Genomic DNA, 14,793 nt, shown 5'->3' with positions numbered 1-14,793 from the left:
CCAGTTTTAACTGGAGGTTATAGATAAAGATTAAAAAAAGGCTTTAGCCGAACTTCACTAGTTTGGCTAAAGCCTTTTAATTTATGTTATACTTCCATCCAGCTAAAGCTGGATGCTATTAAACTATTGTAATTTTAAATCGGCTAAATCTGCAAAATCTGCGTGAAGCAAATTTTTGCCAATGCTTGAAAACTATCCTTTCTTAATCAACGGAATCAGTTTTGTTCCAATGAGTTCTATGGAATTCATTAATTGAGAATGCGTCAATCCTGCATTGTCCATTTGAAAAGTAAAACGATCAACACCTCCAAGTGCTTCACTATGACGCAAGATTTTTTCAGCAGCTCTTTCTGGACTTCCAACAATTAAAACTCCTAGATCATCAACTAAGCCGTCAAATTTTCCTTTAGTTACAGGAGGCCAGCCACGTTCGTAGCCTAATTTTGTCCAAAGTTCAGCATAACCTGGATAGTATTCTTCAATTGCTTTTTCGGTTGTGCTTCCAACAAAACCTGGTGAATGCAAACCGACTTTTAATTCTTCAGGTTTGTAACCTGCTGCTTTTCCTGCTTCTCGATATAAATCAATTAACGGGCGAAAACGATGTGTTTGTCCGCCAATTACAGCTACCATCAAAGGCAATCCCAAACTTCCTGCTCTGATAAAAGATTCTGGAGTTCCGCCAACGCCTAACCAAATCGGCATTTTTTCTTGCAAAGCTCTCGGATAAACAGGTAAATTATTCAAAGCTGGACGAAATTTTCCTGACCATGTCACAAACTCATTATCACGAATTTGAAGCAACAAATTTAATTTCTCTTTAAAAAGCGCGTCATAATCATTTAGATCAAATCCGAAAAGGGGATACGCTTCAATTGCAGAACCTCGGCCGGCAACAATTTCGGCTCTTCCTTTCGAAATTAAATCCAAAGTCGCGAAACTTTGATATACTCTTACAGGATCTGCGGCACTTAAAACTGAAACCGCGCTTGATAAACGTATGTTTTTTGTCCGCGCAGCTGCAGCACTTAAAATTACTGCGGTAGCCGAATCTAAAAATTCTTTTTTGTGATGTTCTCCAATTCCGAAAACATCAAGACCAACTTGATCTGCAAGTTCAATTCTTTGGAGCAATTGTTCCATTGCATCAACACTGCTTAGAGTGTTGTTGTCGCCATACATTGCCGAAGCAAAACTGTCAATTCCTATTTCCATTTTTTTTTAATTTAGCTTTAAGCTTTAAGCAATAGGCAATAGGCTTTCCAAAAGAGCTTAAAACTTACAGCCCAAAGCCTATAGCATTATTTAATGTGAGAATCCGAATGAAATACTCGTTATAATGATCATAATAACTATCAATGTAATTGCTACATAGAGATAATCTTTTTCAATAAGAAAAGAAAATAACGATAGCAATACTCTAAAAACGGGCGTCAGGAACAATAATATAATGCCAAAGAAGATTAAAAATTCTCCATTTCCATGAATGACGCCACGATAAACATCGGCAATTACTTCAAATATATTTCGGTCGTTTTCTTTAAAAACAGAATAATCTTCAATGTCATTTCCGTGATGCAACAAATAAACAATTCCGCCAATAAAAGCTACTGACAACGAAATCCATACACCGTAGCGCAATAAGTTTCCAACAATAGCTTGAAAGTCTTTTTCTCCAAATTTTTCGTGTTGCATAGCTTTAGATTTTTCCATTTAATCCGTTATAAATCATGTTAATTGCAAGTACAAAAATTAAACAAGCAAAAAAGATTCTCAGTTTTTTAGGGTTTGTTCGTACTAATACTTTGGCTCCAGCCATAGCTCCAAAAAGAACTCCAATTACAACCGGCATACAAATTCCAGGCTCAATATATCCTTTTTGAATATAAATAACAGAACTCGCCATTGCGGTTACACCCATCATGAAATTGCTGGTTGTCGTTGAAACCTTAAACGGAATTCTCATAATATTATCCATTGCAATTACTTTAAAAGCACCAGAACCAATTCCGAGTAAGCCCGACATCATTCCGGCAAGTCCCATCATTCCAAATCCGCCTAGAACATTTTTAGTTCCGTAGCTTACGACTTCTCCGTCGTGAGTTGGATACGTTCCGTTTAACTTTAATTTTTTTGCCAATGGACTAGATTCTAATACAATATGTTCTTCTTTTTTTCGAAGTGAATTGATTGCTGAGAAAATCAAAGTAAGACCAAATAAAACTGCTATGAATGAAGTAGGAGCAATCGCAGAAAGCAATGCGCCTCCAACAGCACCAATAGTTGTGGCGATTTCGAGGAAAATTCCCAATCGCATATTGGTAATTCCTTCCTTAACATAAGCCGCCGCCGAACCAGATGAAGTCGCAATTACAGAAACTAATGCGGCACCAATTGCATAATGAATATCAACTCCCAAAATAACAGTCAGTAGCGGGATGATGATTATACCGCCTCCTAATCCTGATAATGAGCCAATAAAACCTGCTAAAAAAGCGCCAAGAATCATAATCAGGGTAAACGTAAGTACTGTCATTCGAAATAAATTTTGTTTTGGCTAATTTACGAATTGATATTTGGCAGAAGAATTTTTAGGAGCTTAAAAAATCCTTAAAAATCCGAAAACGTTTTTGTAAAATGTTTTTTAAGAAATTAAATCAATAGAGTAGTTATATTATAAAAGCCGTGAAGAATTAATTCTCTCCACGGCTTTTCTTATAAGTTATTCGATTAAGAATTTTTAAATTTGCATCAAAGATAATTTTGATTCCCTTGATATGAAGCCTCTTTCTAGTTTTAATGTAAGAACTTATGCTATCTGCGAAAATAGCAATAAGATTTTAGCACTTTACGAATACCATAAAAACCAAATATACTGCAAACTTCCAGGTGGAGGAGTTGAATTTGGCGAAGGTGTTCTAGATTGTCTTCACAGGGAGTTTCTAGAGGAACTCAATGTTAAAATCGAAATTATTGACCATCTGTATACTCAAGAACATTTTGTCGAATCAATTATAGATGATGGGCGACAGATACTTCTGATTTATTATATCGTCAAAATCGTGAATGTTGAAGATATGAAAATCAGCACTCCTGATATTAGCAGGTTTGAATGGATTGATATCAATGAGAATCCTTTTATACTCCCAATTGACAAAATTGCATTGAACAAATACAGAGAAAAAATTAAAATTTTGAATTCTTAATAAGTTTACTTTTTGCTGTAAAGCGAACCATTTTTTATCGATTTTTTGTTCAATAATCCCTTTTCATGCAATTTTCCAAGAATCATTCGAGCATCAAAATAAGATTTGTTTAAAATCACAGCGTATTCTTTTGGAGTCAATGTCGGAAAAATTTCAAAAAGCGATAAAGGATCTTCTTTCGGAATCATTTTCTTTTTTGCATTTGGAAATACGGCAAGCAATGCATTTTCATATTCAGAATAAGATTTTGATCCATAAACTACAAAACGAGTATTATTTTTGTCTGCAAAAAATAGTGTTGGAAAACCTCTTACGCCAAGTTTTTTGGCATAATCCAAATCTTCTTGAAAAAGTTCCTCAGCATCATCATAATCAGCTTTTAGTTTCTGAATATCAAGTTCTGCCAATTTTGCGGCTTCTTCAATGTTTAGCCATTTCGCAATATTTTTCTTTTCTAAATATAATTTTTCCCGAAGTATGCGCATGAAATGAACTGCTTTTTCTTTGTCTTGCATTTGAGCACCTTTCATAGAAATGCACGAAGGATAAGAAGAATCTAAAGGATCTTCAATCCATACATTTCCATCAATTGGCATTTCGTAGTGCAAGCTTGCTTCGTCCCAATGATGCGCAACATCTGAAGGTTTGCTGATGCCGCCACTATTGTAGCTCCAATCTGGAAGTAAACCGCCCATTCGATAATCAATTTCAAAATAATCGCCATACTCTAATTTTAGTTTTCGGAGTTGTGGCTCGATACCCCAGCAAGAAGAACAAATAGGATCTGTATAATATACTATTTTGATCGGTTTGTTTTCTGTTTTAATGTTGGCGGTTTCATTTGATTGTTGGTTGGAAGGCATTTCGCATGTCCCAGTTACAGGATCACATAGTAAAGGATTCGAATTGTTTTCGGTCATTTTTAAATTCGTTTGTGACTTACAGTTTATACTGCAGATCAGGATTAATATTAACGGCCATTTTTTCATAAAAACTGGTTGGAAAACGTATGTACAATCTTTCAATTTTTCATACTTTTATATCAAAGTTCGCTAGTGTTTAATCAAAAATCAATTAGTCAAAAAAATATGACTACAGAAAATAAAACTCCAAAAGAAACTGAATGTCCTGCAGCGGGACTTTTGAAATTGTTATCAGGGAAATTTAAACCGCAAATCTTTTTATTAGCTGTTGATGGCCCACTGCGCTTCAACGGTCTTTTGAGAGACATTAAAGACTCAAATAAACAGTCAATTGCAGTTGCTTTGCGTGAGTTGGAGGAACATGGACTTTTGGATAGGAATGTCGTTAAACTAAAACCACTTCATGTTGAGTATAATTTATCAGAGAAGGGAAAATCTCTGATTCCGATTTTTAGACAATTGGAATTTTTTTCAGAATGATAAAATTACGAACTCATATAATTCCAGCTATTTTTTGAAAACATAAGTAATAATTAAAAAGCATAAAGAGTATGAAAAAGCTATTTTTAATTTTAGTGTTATTGTTGCAAATTCCTGCATTCTCGGGAAATTATCAGGAAGAGCCTTCATCCAAAAAAATTATTGGGACTTGGTATGCCGACTTAAATAGAAATACAAAGTGGGTGTTCAGTCAGGATGGGAAAGTTTATAATTATGACAAGGACATTTTTAAGGTAATGTATCGTTATACTATTTCAAATAGTTGTCAGAATTATTCGGATGCTACTACGGAGTATTTGACCTTAATGGATAAAGACGGAGATCAATATTGCTTTAGAATAAATGGAATTAATAAGAATAAAAATGGTGTATTATCCCTTACTAAAATGGATGATATGAAACCTTTGGTATTTGTGAACAACCTAAATGTAGTAGTGTCTCCTTTTAATCAATAAAGCCATTTATAAAAGCTTTTTTTATATTAAACTTTCATTAACAAAAAGAAAGTTTTCATTCATTTATATTTGTAAGAGACAAATATCCTTAATCCTGTTTCTTATGAAAGCTAAGTCGTTTTTATGCCTTTTTTTATTGGTCGCTTTATCGACAGTTTCGTTTGGTCAAAATGTGAAATTGATTACCGTTAATCAACTTCATGAACGAATTAAAAATGGTAAAGACAGTACTTATGTCGTAAATTTTTGGGCAACTTGGTGCGCGCCATGCGTTAAGGAACTTCCTCATTTTGAAAAACTTCAAGCCGATTTTAAATCTGAAAAACTCGCCGTTTTATTAGTAAGTGTTGATTTTAAATCGAAATTGAATTCGGCTGTAATTCCATTTGTCAAGCGAAAAAATATGAAAAATGAAGTATTTCTGCTTGATGAAAGCAGTCCACAGGAGTATATCGACCGAATTGACCCTTCGTGGTCTGGAAGTATTCCAGCAACCTTATTCATCAAAAATGATAAACGAAAATTTGTCGAAACCGAATTGACATACGAACAACTATTAACTGAATATAAAAAACTGTAAATTATGAAAAAGATTATCATTTTATTGGTATTGACGTTCACAGCTTGGCTTTCTCAGGCACAAACTGCAACGCTTAAACCTGGAGATCCAGCACCAGATTTTAAACTTAAAAATGTGGACAATAAAGAAGTTTCATTTGCAAGTTTTCCTAAAGCAAAAGGGTTTATTGTAGTTTTTACATGCAATACGTGTCCATATGCCGTTGCTTATGAACAAAGAATTATTGAATTGGATAAAAAATTCAGACCACAAGGATATCCAGTAATTGCAATAAATCCAAATGATCCGGAAGCTTCAAAAGCAGATGCTTTCAATAAAATGCAGGATTTGGCAAAAGAGAAAAATTATCCATTCCCATATTTATTTGATGCAGGACAAGTAATTACAGATCAATACGGAGCAAAACATACACCACATATTTTTATTGTTTCTAAAACTTCAAAAGGAAATGTCATTGAGTACGTAGGCGCTATCGATAATGATCCAGAAGGAACAAAAGCAGAAAAAACAAAATACGCTGAAGATGCGATTGCAGCTTTGCAAAGCAACAAAAAGCCAGCAGTTACTCAAACTAAAGAGATTGGCTGTACGGTAAAAAGAAAAGCGAAAGCTTAATTACCAGAATTTAATTTGTTAAAAAACGCCTCATGAAAATGAGGCGTTTTTTGTATTATAAGCTTTTCAGTTTTTTCATAAACACAGGAAAAACTTCATTTAATTCGTCAAATAAAGGATTTTTGCGGTGCTTTAATTTTATTTCGCTGAATAATTTTAGGCCAATGGCAAATTGTGTTGCTTCAGAAGGATCATTAAATAAGTTTTTGTCTTTCATTTTTTGAATAATGCCAAAAATCTCATCGTGATTAGAAAATTCAATTCCGAGTTCTTTTGCGGGTTTGGTATCGCCGTTTGCGTATTCTTTTAGACTTAATGTCAAATAATATTTGTTTGATCTTTTTTCCATGGTAATTTTTATTCTATTTTATTTCAACCATTTGTCTACAATGGTTTTAAAAGCTTCTTTGTATTGCTCGCCAACCGTAATTTCGGTTTTGCCAATTAAAATTGAGTTTTTAGTAATTGCGCTAATCTTATCAAGAGAAACAATAAACGAACGGTGAATTCTCATAAATTTTGCTGATGGCAATTTTTCTTCCAATGCTTTTAAAGAAATTAGTGAAAGCACTGTTTTTTGAGAATCGTCAAGATGCACTTTTACATAATCTTTCAAACTTTCGATGTACGAAATGTCTTTTAGAGAAATTCGGACCCATTGGTATTCAACTTTCAAAAAGATGAATTCGTCATCGGCAGTAATTGGATGGTATTGATTTGAAGCTTCTTCGGTAATTTGAAGTACTTTATTGGCGGCGCGCAAAAATTCCTCGTAACTAAAAGGTTTTAAAAGATAATCAACGGCATTTACTCTGTAACCTTCAATTGCATAATGATTATATGCTGTCGTGAAAACTATTTTTGGAAGTGAACCAGCCTGTTCTTGTAAAAGTCTTGCCAATTCCATTCCGGTCAAATTCGGCATATTAATATCTAAGAAAACCAAATCAGGTTGTTTTTCCCTTATCAAACTCATTGCTTCTACGGCATTATCACAGCTTGCTGTTAATTCCAAAAAAGGGGTTTGTTCAATAAAAGTTTCCACAAGTTTTAATGCAAGTGGTTCATCATCAACTGCTATACATTTTAATACTGTCATTGTTCTAAAGTTATTTGCAGTTTTACATTATACATTCCGTTTGGAGCGATTCCAGCTTTTAGGGAATGTTTGTTTGGATAAATTAATTGAAGTCGGCGTTTTGTATTGGTTAAACCAATGCCACCTTCAGTTGTAGTCGAAGATTTTTCGAAATAGGTGTTCTCAACTTCAAACTCTAAGTTGTTTCCATTTTGCGTAAGCGTAATGTGTATTTCACTTTTATCTGTTGCATGAATTCCATGTTTAAAGGCATTTTCTACCAAAGGCAAAAGCAACATCGGAACAATTGGATAATCGTGAATCGTTTCAGGAATATCAGTAGTAATCGTCAGTTTGCTGTTTGCACGAAGTTTCATTAGGGCAATAAAATCACGCATAAATTCGGCCTCTTTGAGCAAAGTTGTTCTTTCTTCGGTACTATACAAAAGGTAACGCATCATTCGGCTTAAAGTATGAAGCGCATTCCTAGAATCTTCAATATTTGAATACGTAAGCGAATAAATACTATTAAGCGAATTGAAGAAAAAGTGCGGATTTATCTGCGCCTTCAACATTGCCAACTCGGCCATCGTTTTGTCCTGTTCCAATTTTTGTTTGTGTTGCGCGGCTTTTTGCCAATATTGCAACATGGCCCAGCTGGTGCTAATTCCTAAAACAAGAAGTGTAAGCATTAAGACGTAATTGTCAAAATAGGGATTTTTATATTTTTTGAATCCTATAATCGCACTGATTTTGGCGTGAAGATCGGTTTGCGAAGTATAGAGATATGCGATAAATTGCATGGCAAAAATGGTGAGAAATGCCCAAACCAAAAATGGCGATGTATTGTCTTTGATGATGGTTTTTGGAACTATGATTTTGGCATTAGAATAAAATATCAGTATCAAAAGGGTCAGTACAATCATCTGCCAAAGCCAAAATACAGATGGAAGCACCACATTCCAAGTTAAAGGGATGTAAAACAGCATGATAAATCCCAATAAAAACCAGCCGAGAATGTGTAATCCGGTGAATAAATACGGTCTGTAAATGTTTGATGCCATTATAATTTTTGATTTTATAAAGACAATATTACATTTTATTTAAATACAATGAAGAACCAATCGCCCAAAATACATTTATAGTCTTTAAAAACCATTTTACAGCCGATAAGTCATAAATTAAACGAGTGTTTAATTTTTGAAATAATTTCATCGGGTATAAAACTATCTCTATCGATTGTCTCTTGCTGTACGTCTATTCGAAAAATTTTGCGTGTACTATTTTAGTTCTTTTGCTTATTAATAAATAGAAAATCTCATATTTCATCAAAATGAATAAGCAATCTTTTTTTAGTATTCTAACCGCTGCAGTGATTCTTTCTTCATGCGGAAATAAAAATGATAAGTCGGCTCAGGCCGGAGGTGCTCCACAGGTAAAAGAGTATAAAACTCTAACCTTACAGCCTGAATCTGCAACCATGTACAGTGATTATCCTGCAAGCATTCAGGGACAACAAAACATTGAAATTCGCCCAAGAGTTGAAGGCTATATAGATAAAATTTTTGTAGATGAAGGAGCAGTAGTAAAAGTTGGACAGCCTTTGTTCAAAATTAGTGCGCCAGAATATGAGCAACAAGTTCGTACAGCATCTGCAAGTATAAAAAGCGCACAGGCGGATGTTAGTGCTGCAAAATTGGCAGTTAATAAAGTAAAACCTTTAGTAGAAAAAGGAATCATCAGCAAATATGATTTAGAGTCGGCGCAATATACGTATGAATCAGCTTTGGCTACTTTGGCTCAAGCCAATGCAAGTTTGGTGAATGCTAAAACCAATTTAGGCTATACAACTGTTACAAGTCCGGTTAATGGTGTTGTAGGTTCAATTCCGTTTCGATTAGGAAGTTTGGTAAGTTCAAATACCGCTGAACCTTTAACAACTGTTTCAAGCATCGGAAATGTGTATGCTTACTTTGCTATAAACGAAAAGAAACTTTTAGATTTTACACAGAGCTCATCTCCGGGTTCGACATTGGCACAAAAAATCCAGAATATGCCAGCAGTTTCCTTATTGCTTTCTGACGGTTCGCCTTATCCAGAAAAAGGACGTGTAGAAACCGTAAACGGATTAATTAATACAGAAACGGGTTCGGTTACTTTTAGAGCGCGTTTTGCAAATCCTAAAAGCATTATCAGAAGCGGAAGCAGTACAACAGTTCGAATTCCGACTGATGTAAAAGGCGCTATGATTATACCGCAAAGCGCAACTTACGAACTTCAAGACAAGCTTTTTGCAGTTGTGGTTGGGAAAGATGGAAAAACAAAAAGCACCAATATCAATGTTATGGAAAATGGTGCAGGAAATTATTATGTAGTGACAAGCGGTTTGCAAGCGGGTGATCAAATTGTTCTTGAAGGTGTAGCAACACTAAAAGATGGAACAGAAATTAAAGCTCAAAGTGAAAGCGCTGAAAAAGTTTACGCCGATTTAAAATAAAAACAAATGTTTAAGAAATTTATACAACGACCTATACTTTCAACAGTAATCTCGGTTATTATTGTTATTCTAGGTGTTTTGGGGCTTATTGAGTTGCCTATTTCTCAATATCCTGATATTGCACCGCCAACCGTAAATGTTTCGGCAAGTTATACAGGAGCCAATGCCGATGTGGTATTGAAAAGTATCGTAATTCCGCTTGAAGAGCAAATTAATGGTGTAGAAAACATGACATACATGACTTCTACAGCTACTAACGACGGAAATGCTTCAATCAAAATCTTTTTTAAAGTAGGTACAAATCCAGATTTAGCTGCGGTAAACGTACAAAATAGAGTTTCGAGAGCAACAAGTTTATTGCCGGTAGAGGTAACTCAGGCAGGGGTTACTGTAACTAAAAGCCAGAGCAGTAACTTGTTGATCTTCTCGTTATATAGCGATGATAAAACGTACGATCAGACTTTCCTTCAAAATTATGCTAAGATCAACTTGGTACCGCAAATTCAGCGTGTAGTTGGAGTGGGTGATGTAACGGTTTTTGGTGCAAAAGATTACTCGATGCGTATTTGGTTGAAACCAGACGTAATGCAACAATACAAGTTGATTCCGAGCGATATTTCTGCAGCTTTAGCAGAGCAAAATATTGAAGCCGCGCCGGGTAAATTCGGTGAAAACGGAGATCAGGCTTTTCAATATGTAATCAAATATAAAGGACGTTTAACAAGCGCAAAAGAATTTGAAGATATTGTCATCAAATCGGTTGGAAATGGCCAAATGTTGCGATTGAAAGATATTGCTAAAGTAGAATTAGGATCTTTGAGTTATGCTTCAACCATTAAAACAAATGGTGTAGAATCTGCGGCAATGGCAATTAGCCAAACGCCAGGATCAAACGCGCGTGACGTAATCATCAATTCTAAAAAACTGATTGAAGAAGCGGCGAAAAGCTTCCCCAAAGGAGTAAAATATACTGTTTTAGTTGATGTCAATGAAAATTTGGATGCTTCTATTGAAAAAGTAATTCACACTTTGATTGAAGCTTTTATTTTGGTTTTCATCGTAGTTTTTATTTTCCTTCAAGATTTTAGATCGACTTTAATTCCGGCAATTGCGGTTCCGGTTGCGATTGTAGGAACTTTTTTCTTTCTGAATTTATTCGGATTTACGATTAACTTGTTGACGCTTTTCGCGATGGTTCTTGCCATTGGTATTGTCGTCGATGATGCGATTGTGGTCGTTGAGGCTGTGCACGCCAAACTCGATCATGGTTATAAATCGGCTAAAAAAGCGACAATTCATGCCATGAACGAAATTTCTGGAGCAATCATTTCGATTACTTTGGTTATGGCCGCGGTGTTTATTCCGGTAACTTTTATTAACGGATCTACAGGAGTTTTCTACAAACAATTTGGTATCACGCTTGCCGTTGCGATTATTCTTTCGGCAGTTAATGCCTTGACTTTGAGTCCAGCTTTGTGTGCGCTTTTGCTAAAACCACATGCAGACGATCATAAACATAAAAGCTTTTTACAGCGTTTTTATACTTCATTCAACGTTGCTTTTGACAATGTAACCGAAAGATACAAACGCTCCATAAGTTTTCTTTCTGTAAAAAAATGGATCGCTTTGGCATCCATTGTAATTGCAGGTGTTGCATTGGTTTATATGATGAAAACGACGCCTTCTGCCTTCGTGCCTTCAGAAGATCAAGGAACTGTTTTTGCAAATATTAGTTTGCCACCTTCAGCCTCAATGGAGCGTTCTGATGTAATTGCTAAAAAAGTAGATAGCATTGCGCAAACTATTCCTGGAGTTAAAAATACACTTCGTATTGTGGGGCAAAACTTTACGGCAGGAGCGGGTAGTGCGTACAGTATGGTAATTGTGAAATTGAAGCCTTGGGACGAACGTGATTTGAGTGTTGATGATGTAATAGGCCAATTATTTGCCAAAACAAGCGGTATTCGCGAAGCTAATATTTTCTTTATTTCTCCACCAACTATTCAAGGTTTTGGACAAAGTGGCGGATTTGAATTCCAATTGCAAGATAAAGGCGGACATACAACTGCAGAATTCTATAAAGTTAATAATGAATTTTTGGCAAAATTATCTGAACGCCCAGAAATTCAATATGCAACAACTCCTTTTAATCCTGGTTTCCCGCAATATATGATGGAAATTAATTTGGCGAAAGCCAAAGATGCAGGAGTTTCGGTAAATACGATTTTATCGACAATGCAAGGCTATTACGGAGGATTGTATGCTTCGAATTTCAATAAATTCGGGAAACAATATCGTGTTATGATTCAGGCTTCGCCAGAGTTTAGAACCAATAAAGAAGGATTGAATAAAATATTTGTTCGAAATAGTGCTGGAACAATGGCTCCAATCACAGAATTTGTGAATATGACCAGAGTATTCGGACCAGAATCAATTTCAAGATTCAACTTGTTTACTTCTATTTCGATTACAGGAGCACCAAAACCGGGTTATAGTTCTGGAGATGCCATTAAAGCAATTCAAGAAGTTGCGGCAGAAAGTCTTCCAGCTGGTTATGGATATGAGTTTTCAGGATTAACGCGTGAAGAATTGGCTTCAGGAAGTGAAACGATTTTCATTTTCTTATTGTGTTTGGTTTTCGTTTACTTCTTGTTAAGTGCGCAATATGAGAGTTATATTTTGCCTTTTGCAGTATTGTTTTCAATTCCGTTTGGATTGGCGGGAGCGTATTTGTTCTCGATTATTTTCAAATTGAACAGCAATATTTATCTCCAAATTTCTTTAATCATGTTGATCGGACTTTTGGCGAAAAACGGAATTTTGATTGTTGAATTTGCTTTGGATAGAAGGCGAAAAGGCTTGCCAATTGTTCAAGCGGCAATTGAAGGAGCTGTAGCGCGTTTGCGACCAATTTTAATGACTTCGTTTGCCTTTATCCTCGGACTTGTGCCTTTGATGTTTGCTACAGGAGCAGGAGCCGTTGGAAATAGATCTATTGGAACTGGAGCAGTTGGTGGAATGTTGATTGGAACCATTTTAGGAGTTTTTGTAATTCCGGTTTTGTTTATCATTTTCCAGACGTTGCAAGAAAAAGTCAGTGGTCCAGCCAAAGAAAGTTATGATGATGAAGACGATGATGATGACGAGATTCATTTATTGGAAACGCACAAAGAGTAAAATTTAATTAAAAAAGAAATGACTAATAGTTCAAATAAATATATTTTGTTGGTAATGACGGCCGCACTTTTGAGTGCGTGCTCGGTTACCAAAAAGTACGAACGTCCTACCACAATTTCGACAGACAAATTGTATCGTGATCAGGCTTCCGCCGATACGACTACGATTGCTGACATGCCTTGGCAAACTGTTTTTAAAGATGAAAAACTAAATGCCTTAATTCAGAAAGGATTGGATCAAAATCTAAACTTGAAAAATGCGATTGAGAATATCGTGCAGGCAAGAGCCTCGTTACGTCAAAGCAAATTGGCTTATTATCCAACTTTACAATTGGATGCCAATGCAACGCATACCAAACAATCTGAGGCAGGATTAAACTTTCCGGCAGGAATTAATATCAATACGCTTACAACTACCTATAAATTAGGTTTAAGTACTTCTTGGGAAGCTGATATTTGGGGAAAATTAAGCAGTTCAAAAAGAGCAGCCTTGGCAACCTATTTGGCTTCTGATGCAGCAAAACAAGCTGTTCAAACACAGTTGATTTCGGATATAGCCAATAATTATTTTCTGTTGTTGGCTTACGACAAACAATTGAAAATTACTGAAGAAACATTAGAAAGCCGTATCAAAAATGTTGAAACGATTAAAGATTTAAAAGAAGGTGCCATTGTTACGGGCGCAGCGGTTGTACAGAGCGAGGCGAACCAACATGCAGCAGAGGTTTTGATTCCGGATTTAAAACAAAACATTCGTGAAACAGAAAACGCGATAAACATCTTGCTTGGGCAAGCTCCTGGACCAATTGATAGAGGAGAATTAGGAACGCAAATTATTCCCGAGAATCTTGCGATTGGAGTTTCGTCACAATTATTAGAAAATCGTCCCGATGTTCGTCAAGCGGAATTTAATTTCAGAACTGCTTTTGAAATGACCAACATGGCAAAAACCTATTTTTATCCAAGTTTGACACTTACAGCAAGCGGCGGATTTTCGAATTTAGAGTTGAAAGATTTCTTTTCAAATTCGGTTTTCTATTCTTTGATCGGAGGATTGACGCAGCCATTATTTAATCAAGGCCGTAACAAATTGAGATTGACAACGGCTCAATCGCAACAATTACAAGCTTACAATAATTTCCAACAAAGCCTTTTAGTGGCAGGTCAGGAAGTTTCGAATGCTTTGTACACGTATCAAATGGCGGTTGAAAAAGAAGATTCAAGAGCAAAACAAATTGAAGCTCTAATAAAAGCGGTTGATTATACACAACAACTTTTGGAATATAGTTCGGCTACCAATTATACCGATGTTTTGACTTCGCAACAAAACCTTTTAGCCGCTCAGTTGAGTGGTGTCAACGATAATTTACAGAAACTGCAGGCGGTTGTTAATTTGTACCGCGCCTTAGGCGGAGGCTGGAAATAGTAATTTACCTGTTGGGTGAAATAGAAAAAAAATCAATTTTAACACATAGAAGCATAGGTTTTATTGCTTTTGTTGGAGGTTATTGAAAAAGCAAGCTTTAACACATAGCTATGTGCATTGAAATTAGTGAAACGCCTTTTTTTGAAGTTTACAAAAGCTATGTTTCTATGTGTTAAACTAATTTCACGCAACGGGTGGTAATTAATTTATAATGATAAAAACGCCTCAAATCTTGAGGCGTTTTTTGAAATGTATATCGGCTAAAAATTGCCCTTCGTCGATTAGTTTTCCGTTTCCGTATAATGCATGCGAGATGCACTAAATATTGGCATTACT

General features: G+C 35.6%; 15 protein-coding genes. 8 read left to right on the top strand and 7 right to left on the bottom strand.

What is annotated here, in order from left to right:
- Positions 1-192: 192 nt before the first annotated feature.
- The 3 genes from AAYQ19_RS01115 to AAYQ19_RS01105 all read right to left on the bottom strand — a co-directional run bounded on the left by AAYQ19_RS01115 (position 193) and on the right by AAYQ19_RS01105 (position 2,536).
- Positions 193-1,215 (bottom strand): LLM class flavin-dependent oxidoreductase, encoded by a 1,023-nt coding sequence (locus tag AAYQ19_RS01115; RefSeq protein ID WP_343532969.1) that lies wholly within the window; start codon positions 1,213-1,215, stop codon positions 193-195.
- Positions 1,216-1,305: 90 nt separating this feature from the next.
- Positions 1,306-1,713 (bottom strand): DUF1634 domain-containing protein, encoded by a 408-nt coding sequence (locus AAYQ19_RS01110; protein ID WP_343532967.1) that lies wholly within the window; start codon positions 1,711-1,713, stop codon positions 1,306-1,308.
- The gene (locus tag AAYQ19_RS01105; RefSeq protein ID WP_343532965.1) at positions 1,700-2,536 is read right to left on the bottom strand and encodes a sulfite exporter TauE/SafE family protein; all 837 of its coding nucleotides are present in this window, start codon (positions 2,534-2,536) and stop codon (positions 1,700-1,702) included. Before AAYQ19_RS01105 ends, AAYQ19_RS01110 begins: the two co-directional genes overlap by 14 nt.
- A gap of 241 nt (positions 2,537-2,777) precedes the next feature.
- Between AAYQ19_RS01105 and AAYQ19_RS01100 the strand changes: the two genes are divergently transcribed.
- Complete coding sequence (locus tag AAYQ19_RS01100) at positions 2,778-3,206, top strand: NUDIX domain-containing protein (RefSeq protein WP_343532963.1); 429 nt, start codon at positions 2,778-2,780, stop codon at positions 3,204-3,206.
- A gap of 5 nt (positions 3,207-3,211) precedes the next feature.
- On the opposite strand, the gene AAYQ19_RS01095 is transcribed toward AAYQ19_RS01100, so the two are convergent.
- Positions 3,212-4,126 (bottom strand): DsbA family protein, encoded by a 915-nt coding sequence (locus AAYQ19_RS01095; RefSeq protein WP_343532961.1) that lies wholly within the window; start codon positions 4,124-4,126, stop codon positions 3,212-3,214.
- Positions 4,127-4,294: 168 nt separating this feature from the next.
- Here AAYQ19_RS01095 and AAYQ19_RS01090 point away from each other — a divergent pair, with 168 nt between their 5' ends.
- The 4 genes from AAYQ19_RS01090 to AAYQ19_RS01075 all read left to right on the top strand — a co-directional run bounded on the left by AAYQ19_RS01090 (position 4,295) and on the right by AAYQ19_RS01075 (position 6,280).
- Complete coding sequence (locus tag AAYQ19_RS01090) at positions 4,295-4,609, top strand: winged helix-turn-helix transcriptional regulator (RefSeq protein ID WP_343532959.1); 315 nt, start codon at positions 4,295-4,297, stop codon at positions 4,607-4,609.
- Positions 4,610-4,704: 95 nt separating this feature from the next.
- Entirely contained in the window at positions 4,705-5,085 is a 381-nt protein-coding gene (locus AAYQ19_RS01085) for a hypothetical protein (RefSeq protein WP_343534380.1), read from the top strand.
- Positions 5,086-5,188: 103 nt separating this feature from the next.
- Positions 5,189-5,665, top strand: a complete 477-nt coding sequence (locus AAYQ19_RS01080; protein WP_343532957.1) for a TlpA family protein disulfide reductase — start codon at positions 5,189-5,191, stop codon at positions 5,663-5,665.
- Positions 5,666-5,668: 3 nt separating this feature from the next.
- Positions 5,669-6,280, top strand: coding sequence for a thioredoxin family protein (locus AAYQ19_RS01075; RefSeq protein ID WP_343532955.1), 612 nt, complete (start codon positions 5,669-5,671; stop codon positions 6,278-6,280).
- Positions 6,281-6,335: 55 nt separating this feature from the next.
- Here the strand turns inward: AAYQ19_RS01075 and AAYQ19_RS01070 are convergent, their stop codons facing one another.
- Genes AAYQ19_RS01070 through AAYQ19_RS01060 form a run of 3 tightly spaced genes read right to left on the bottom strand, consistent with a single transcriptional unit; the run spans position 6,336 to position 8,422 of the window.
- Positions 6,336-6,629: a DUF3861 domain-containing protein gene (locus AAYQ19_RS01070; protein ID WP_343532953.1), complete on the bottom strand. Its 294-nt coding sequence runs from the start codon at positions 6,627-6,629 to the stop codon at positions 6,336-6,338.
- Between the two features lie 18 nt (positions 6,630-6,647).
- Entirely contained in the window at positions 6,648-7,379 is a 732-nt protein-coding gene (locus AAYQ19_RS01065; RefSeq protein WP_343532951.1) for a LytR/AlgR family response regulator transcription factor, read from the bottom strand.
- Positions 7,376-8,422: a sensor histidine kinase gene (locus AAYQ19_RS01060; RefSeq protein ID WP_343532949.1), complete on the bottom strand. Its 1,047-nt coding sequence runs from the start codon at positions 8,420-8,422 to the stop codon at positions 7,376-7,378. Before AAYQ19_RS01060 ends, AAYQ19_RS01065 begins: the two co-directional genes overlap by 4 nt.
- A 269-nt stretch (positions 8,423-8,691) precedes the next feature.
- Between AAYQ19_RS01060 and AAYQ19_RS01055 the strand changes: the two genes are divergently transcribed.
- The 3 genes from AAYQ19_RS01055 to AAYQ19_RS01045 are packed head-to-tail and all read left to right on the top strand — an operon-like array spanning position 8,692 to position 14,457.
- The gene (locus AAYQ19_RS01055) at positions 8,692-9,855 is read left to right on the top strand and encodes an efflux RND transporter periplasmic adaptor subunit (protein ID WP_343532947.1); all 1,164 of its coding nucleotides are present in this window, start codon (positions 8,692-8,694) and stop codon (positions 9,853-9,855) included.
- Positions 9,856-9,861: 6 nt separating this feature from the next.
- Entirely contained in the window at positions 9,862-13,032 is a 3,171-nt protein-coding gene (locus tag AAYQ19_RS01050; protein ID WP_343532945.1) for an efflux RND transporter permease subunit, read from the top strand.
- An 18-nt stretch (positions 13,033-13,050) separates the two neighbouring features.
- Positions 13,051-14,457 carry an efflux transporter outer membrane subunit gene (locus tag AAYQ19_RS01045; protein WP_343532943.1) on the top strand — a complete coding sequence of 469 codons (1,407 nt, stop codon included), beginning with the start codon at positions 13,051-13,053 and terminating at the stop codon, positions 14,455-14,457.
- Positions 14,458-14,793 lie beyond the last annotated feature (336 nt).

Origin of the sequence: Flavobacterium mesophilum (assembly GCF_039581405.1) — a bacterium.
Taxonomy (GTDB): domain Bacteria; phylum Bacteroidota; class Bacteroidia; order Flavobacteriales; family Flavobacteriaceae; genus Flavobacterium.
This window is presented reverse-complemented; position numbering and strand designations above follow the sequence as displayed.

Excerpts from the sequence above, each read along its gene's own strand:
- AAYQ19_RS01110 (WP_343532967.1), bottom strand. The coding sequence starts at position 1,713 with ATGGAAAAATCTAAAGCTATGCAACACGAAAAATTTGGAGAAAAAGAC.
- AAYQ19_RS01065 (WP_343532951.1), bottom strand. The coding sequence starts at position 7,379 with ATGACAGTATTAAAATGTATAGCAGTTGATGATGAACCACTTGCATTA.
- AAYQ19_RS01060 (WP_343532949.1), bottom strand. The coding sequence starts at position 8,422 with ATGGCATCAAACATTTACAGACCGTATTTATTCACCGGATTACACATT.
- AAYQ19_RS01050 (WP_343532945.1), top strand. The coding sequence starts at position 9,862 with ATGTTTAAGAAATTTATACAACGACCTATACTTTCAACAGTAATCTCG.
- AAYQ19_RS01095 (WP_343532961.1), bottom strand. The coding sequence starts at position 4,126 with ATGACCGAAAACAATTCGAATCCTTTACTATGTGATCCTGTAACTGGG.
- AAYQ19_RS01080 (WP_343532957.1), top strand. The coding sequence starts at position 5,189 with ATGAAAGCTAAGTCGTTTTTATGCCTTTTTTTATTGGTCGCTTTATCG.
- AAYQ19_RS01045 (WP_343532943.1), top strand. The coding sequence starts at position 13,051 with ATGACTAATAGTTCAAATAAATATATTTTGTTGGTAATGACGGCCGCA.
- AAYQ19_RS01090 (WP_343532959.1), top strand. The coding sequence starts at position 4,295 with ATGACTACAGAAAATAAAACTCCAAAAGAAACTGAATGTCCTGCAGCG.
- AAYQ19_RS01115 (WP_343532969.1), bottom strand. The coding sequence starts at position 1,215 with ATGGAAATAGGAATTGACAGTTTTGCTTCGGCAATGTATGGCGACAAC.
- AAYQ19_RS01075 (WP_343532955.1), top strand. The coding sequence starts at position 5,669 with ATGAAAAAGATTATCATTTTATTGGTATTGACGTTCACAGCTTGGCTT.
- AAYQ19_RS01055 (WP_343532947.1), top strand. The coding sequence starts at position 8,692 with ATGAATAAGCAATCTTTTTTTAGTATTCTAACCGCTGCAGTGATTCTT.
- AAYQ19_RS01070 (WP_343532953.1), bottom strand. The coding sequence starts at position 6,629 with ATGGAAAAAAGATCAAACAAATATTATTTGACATTAAGTCTAAAAGAA.
- AAYQ19_RS01105 (WP_343532965.1), bottom strand. The coding sequence starts at position 2,536 with ATGACAGTACTTACGTTTACCCTGATTATGATTCTTGGCGCTTTTTTA.
- AAYQ19_RS01100 (WP_343532963.1), top strand. The coding sequence starts at position 2,778 with ATGAAGCCTCTTTCTAGTTTTAATGTAAGAACTTATGCTATCTGCGAA.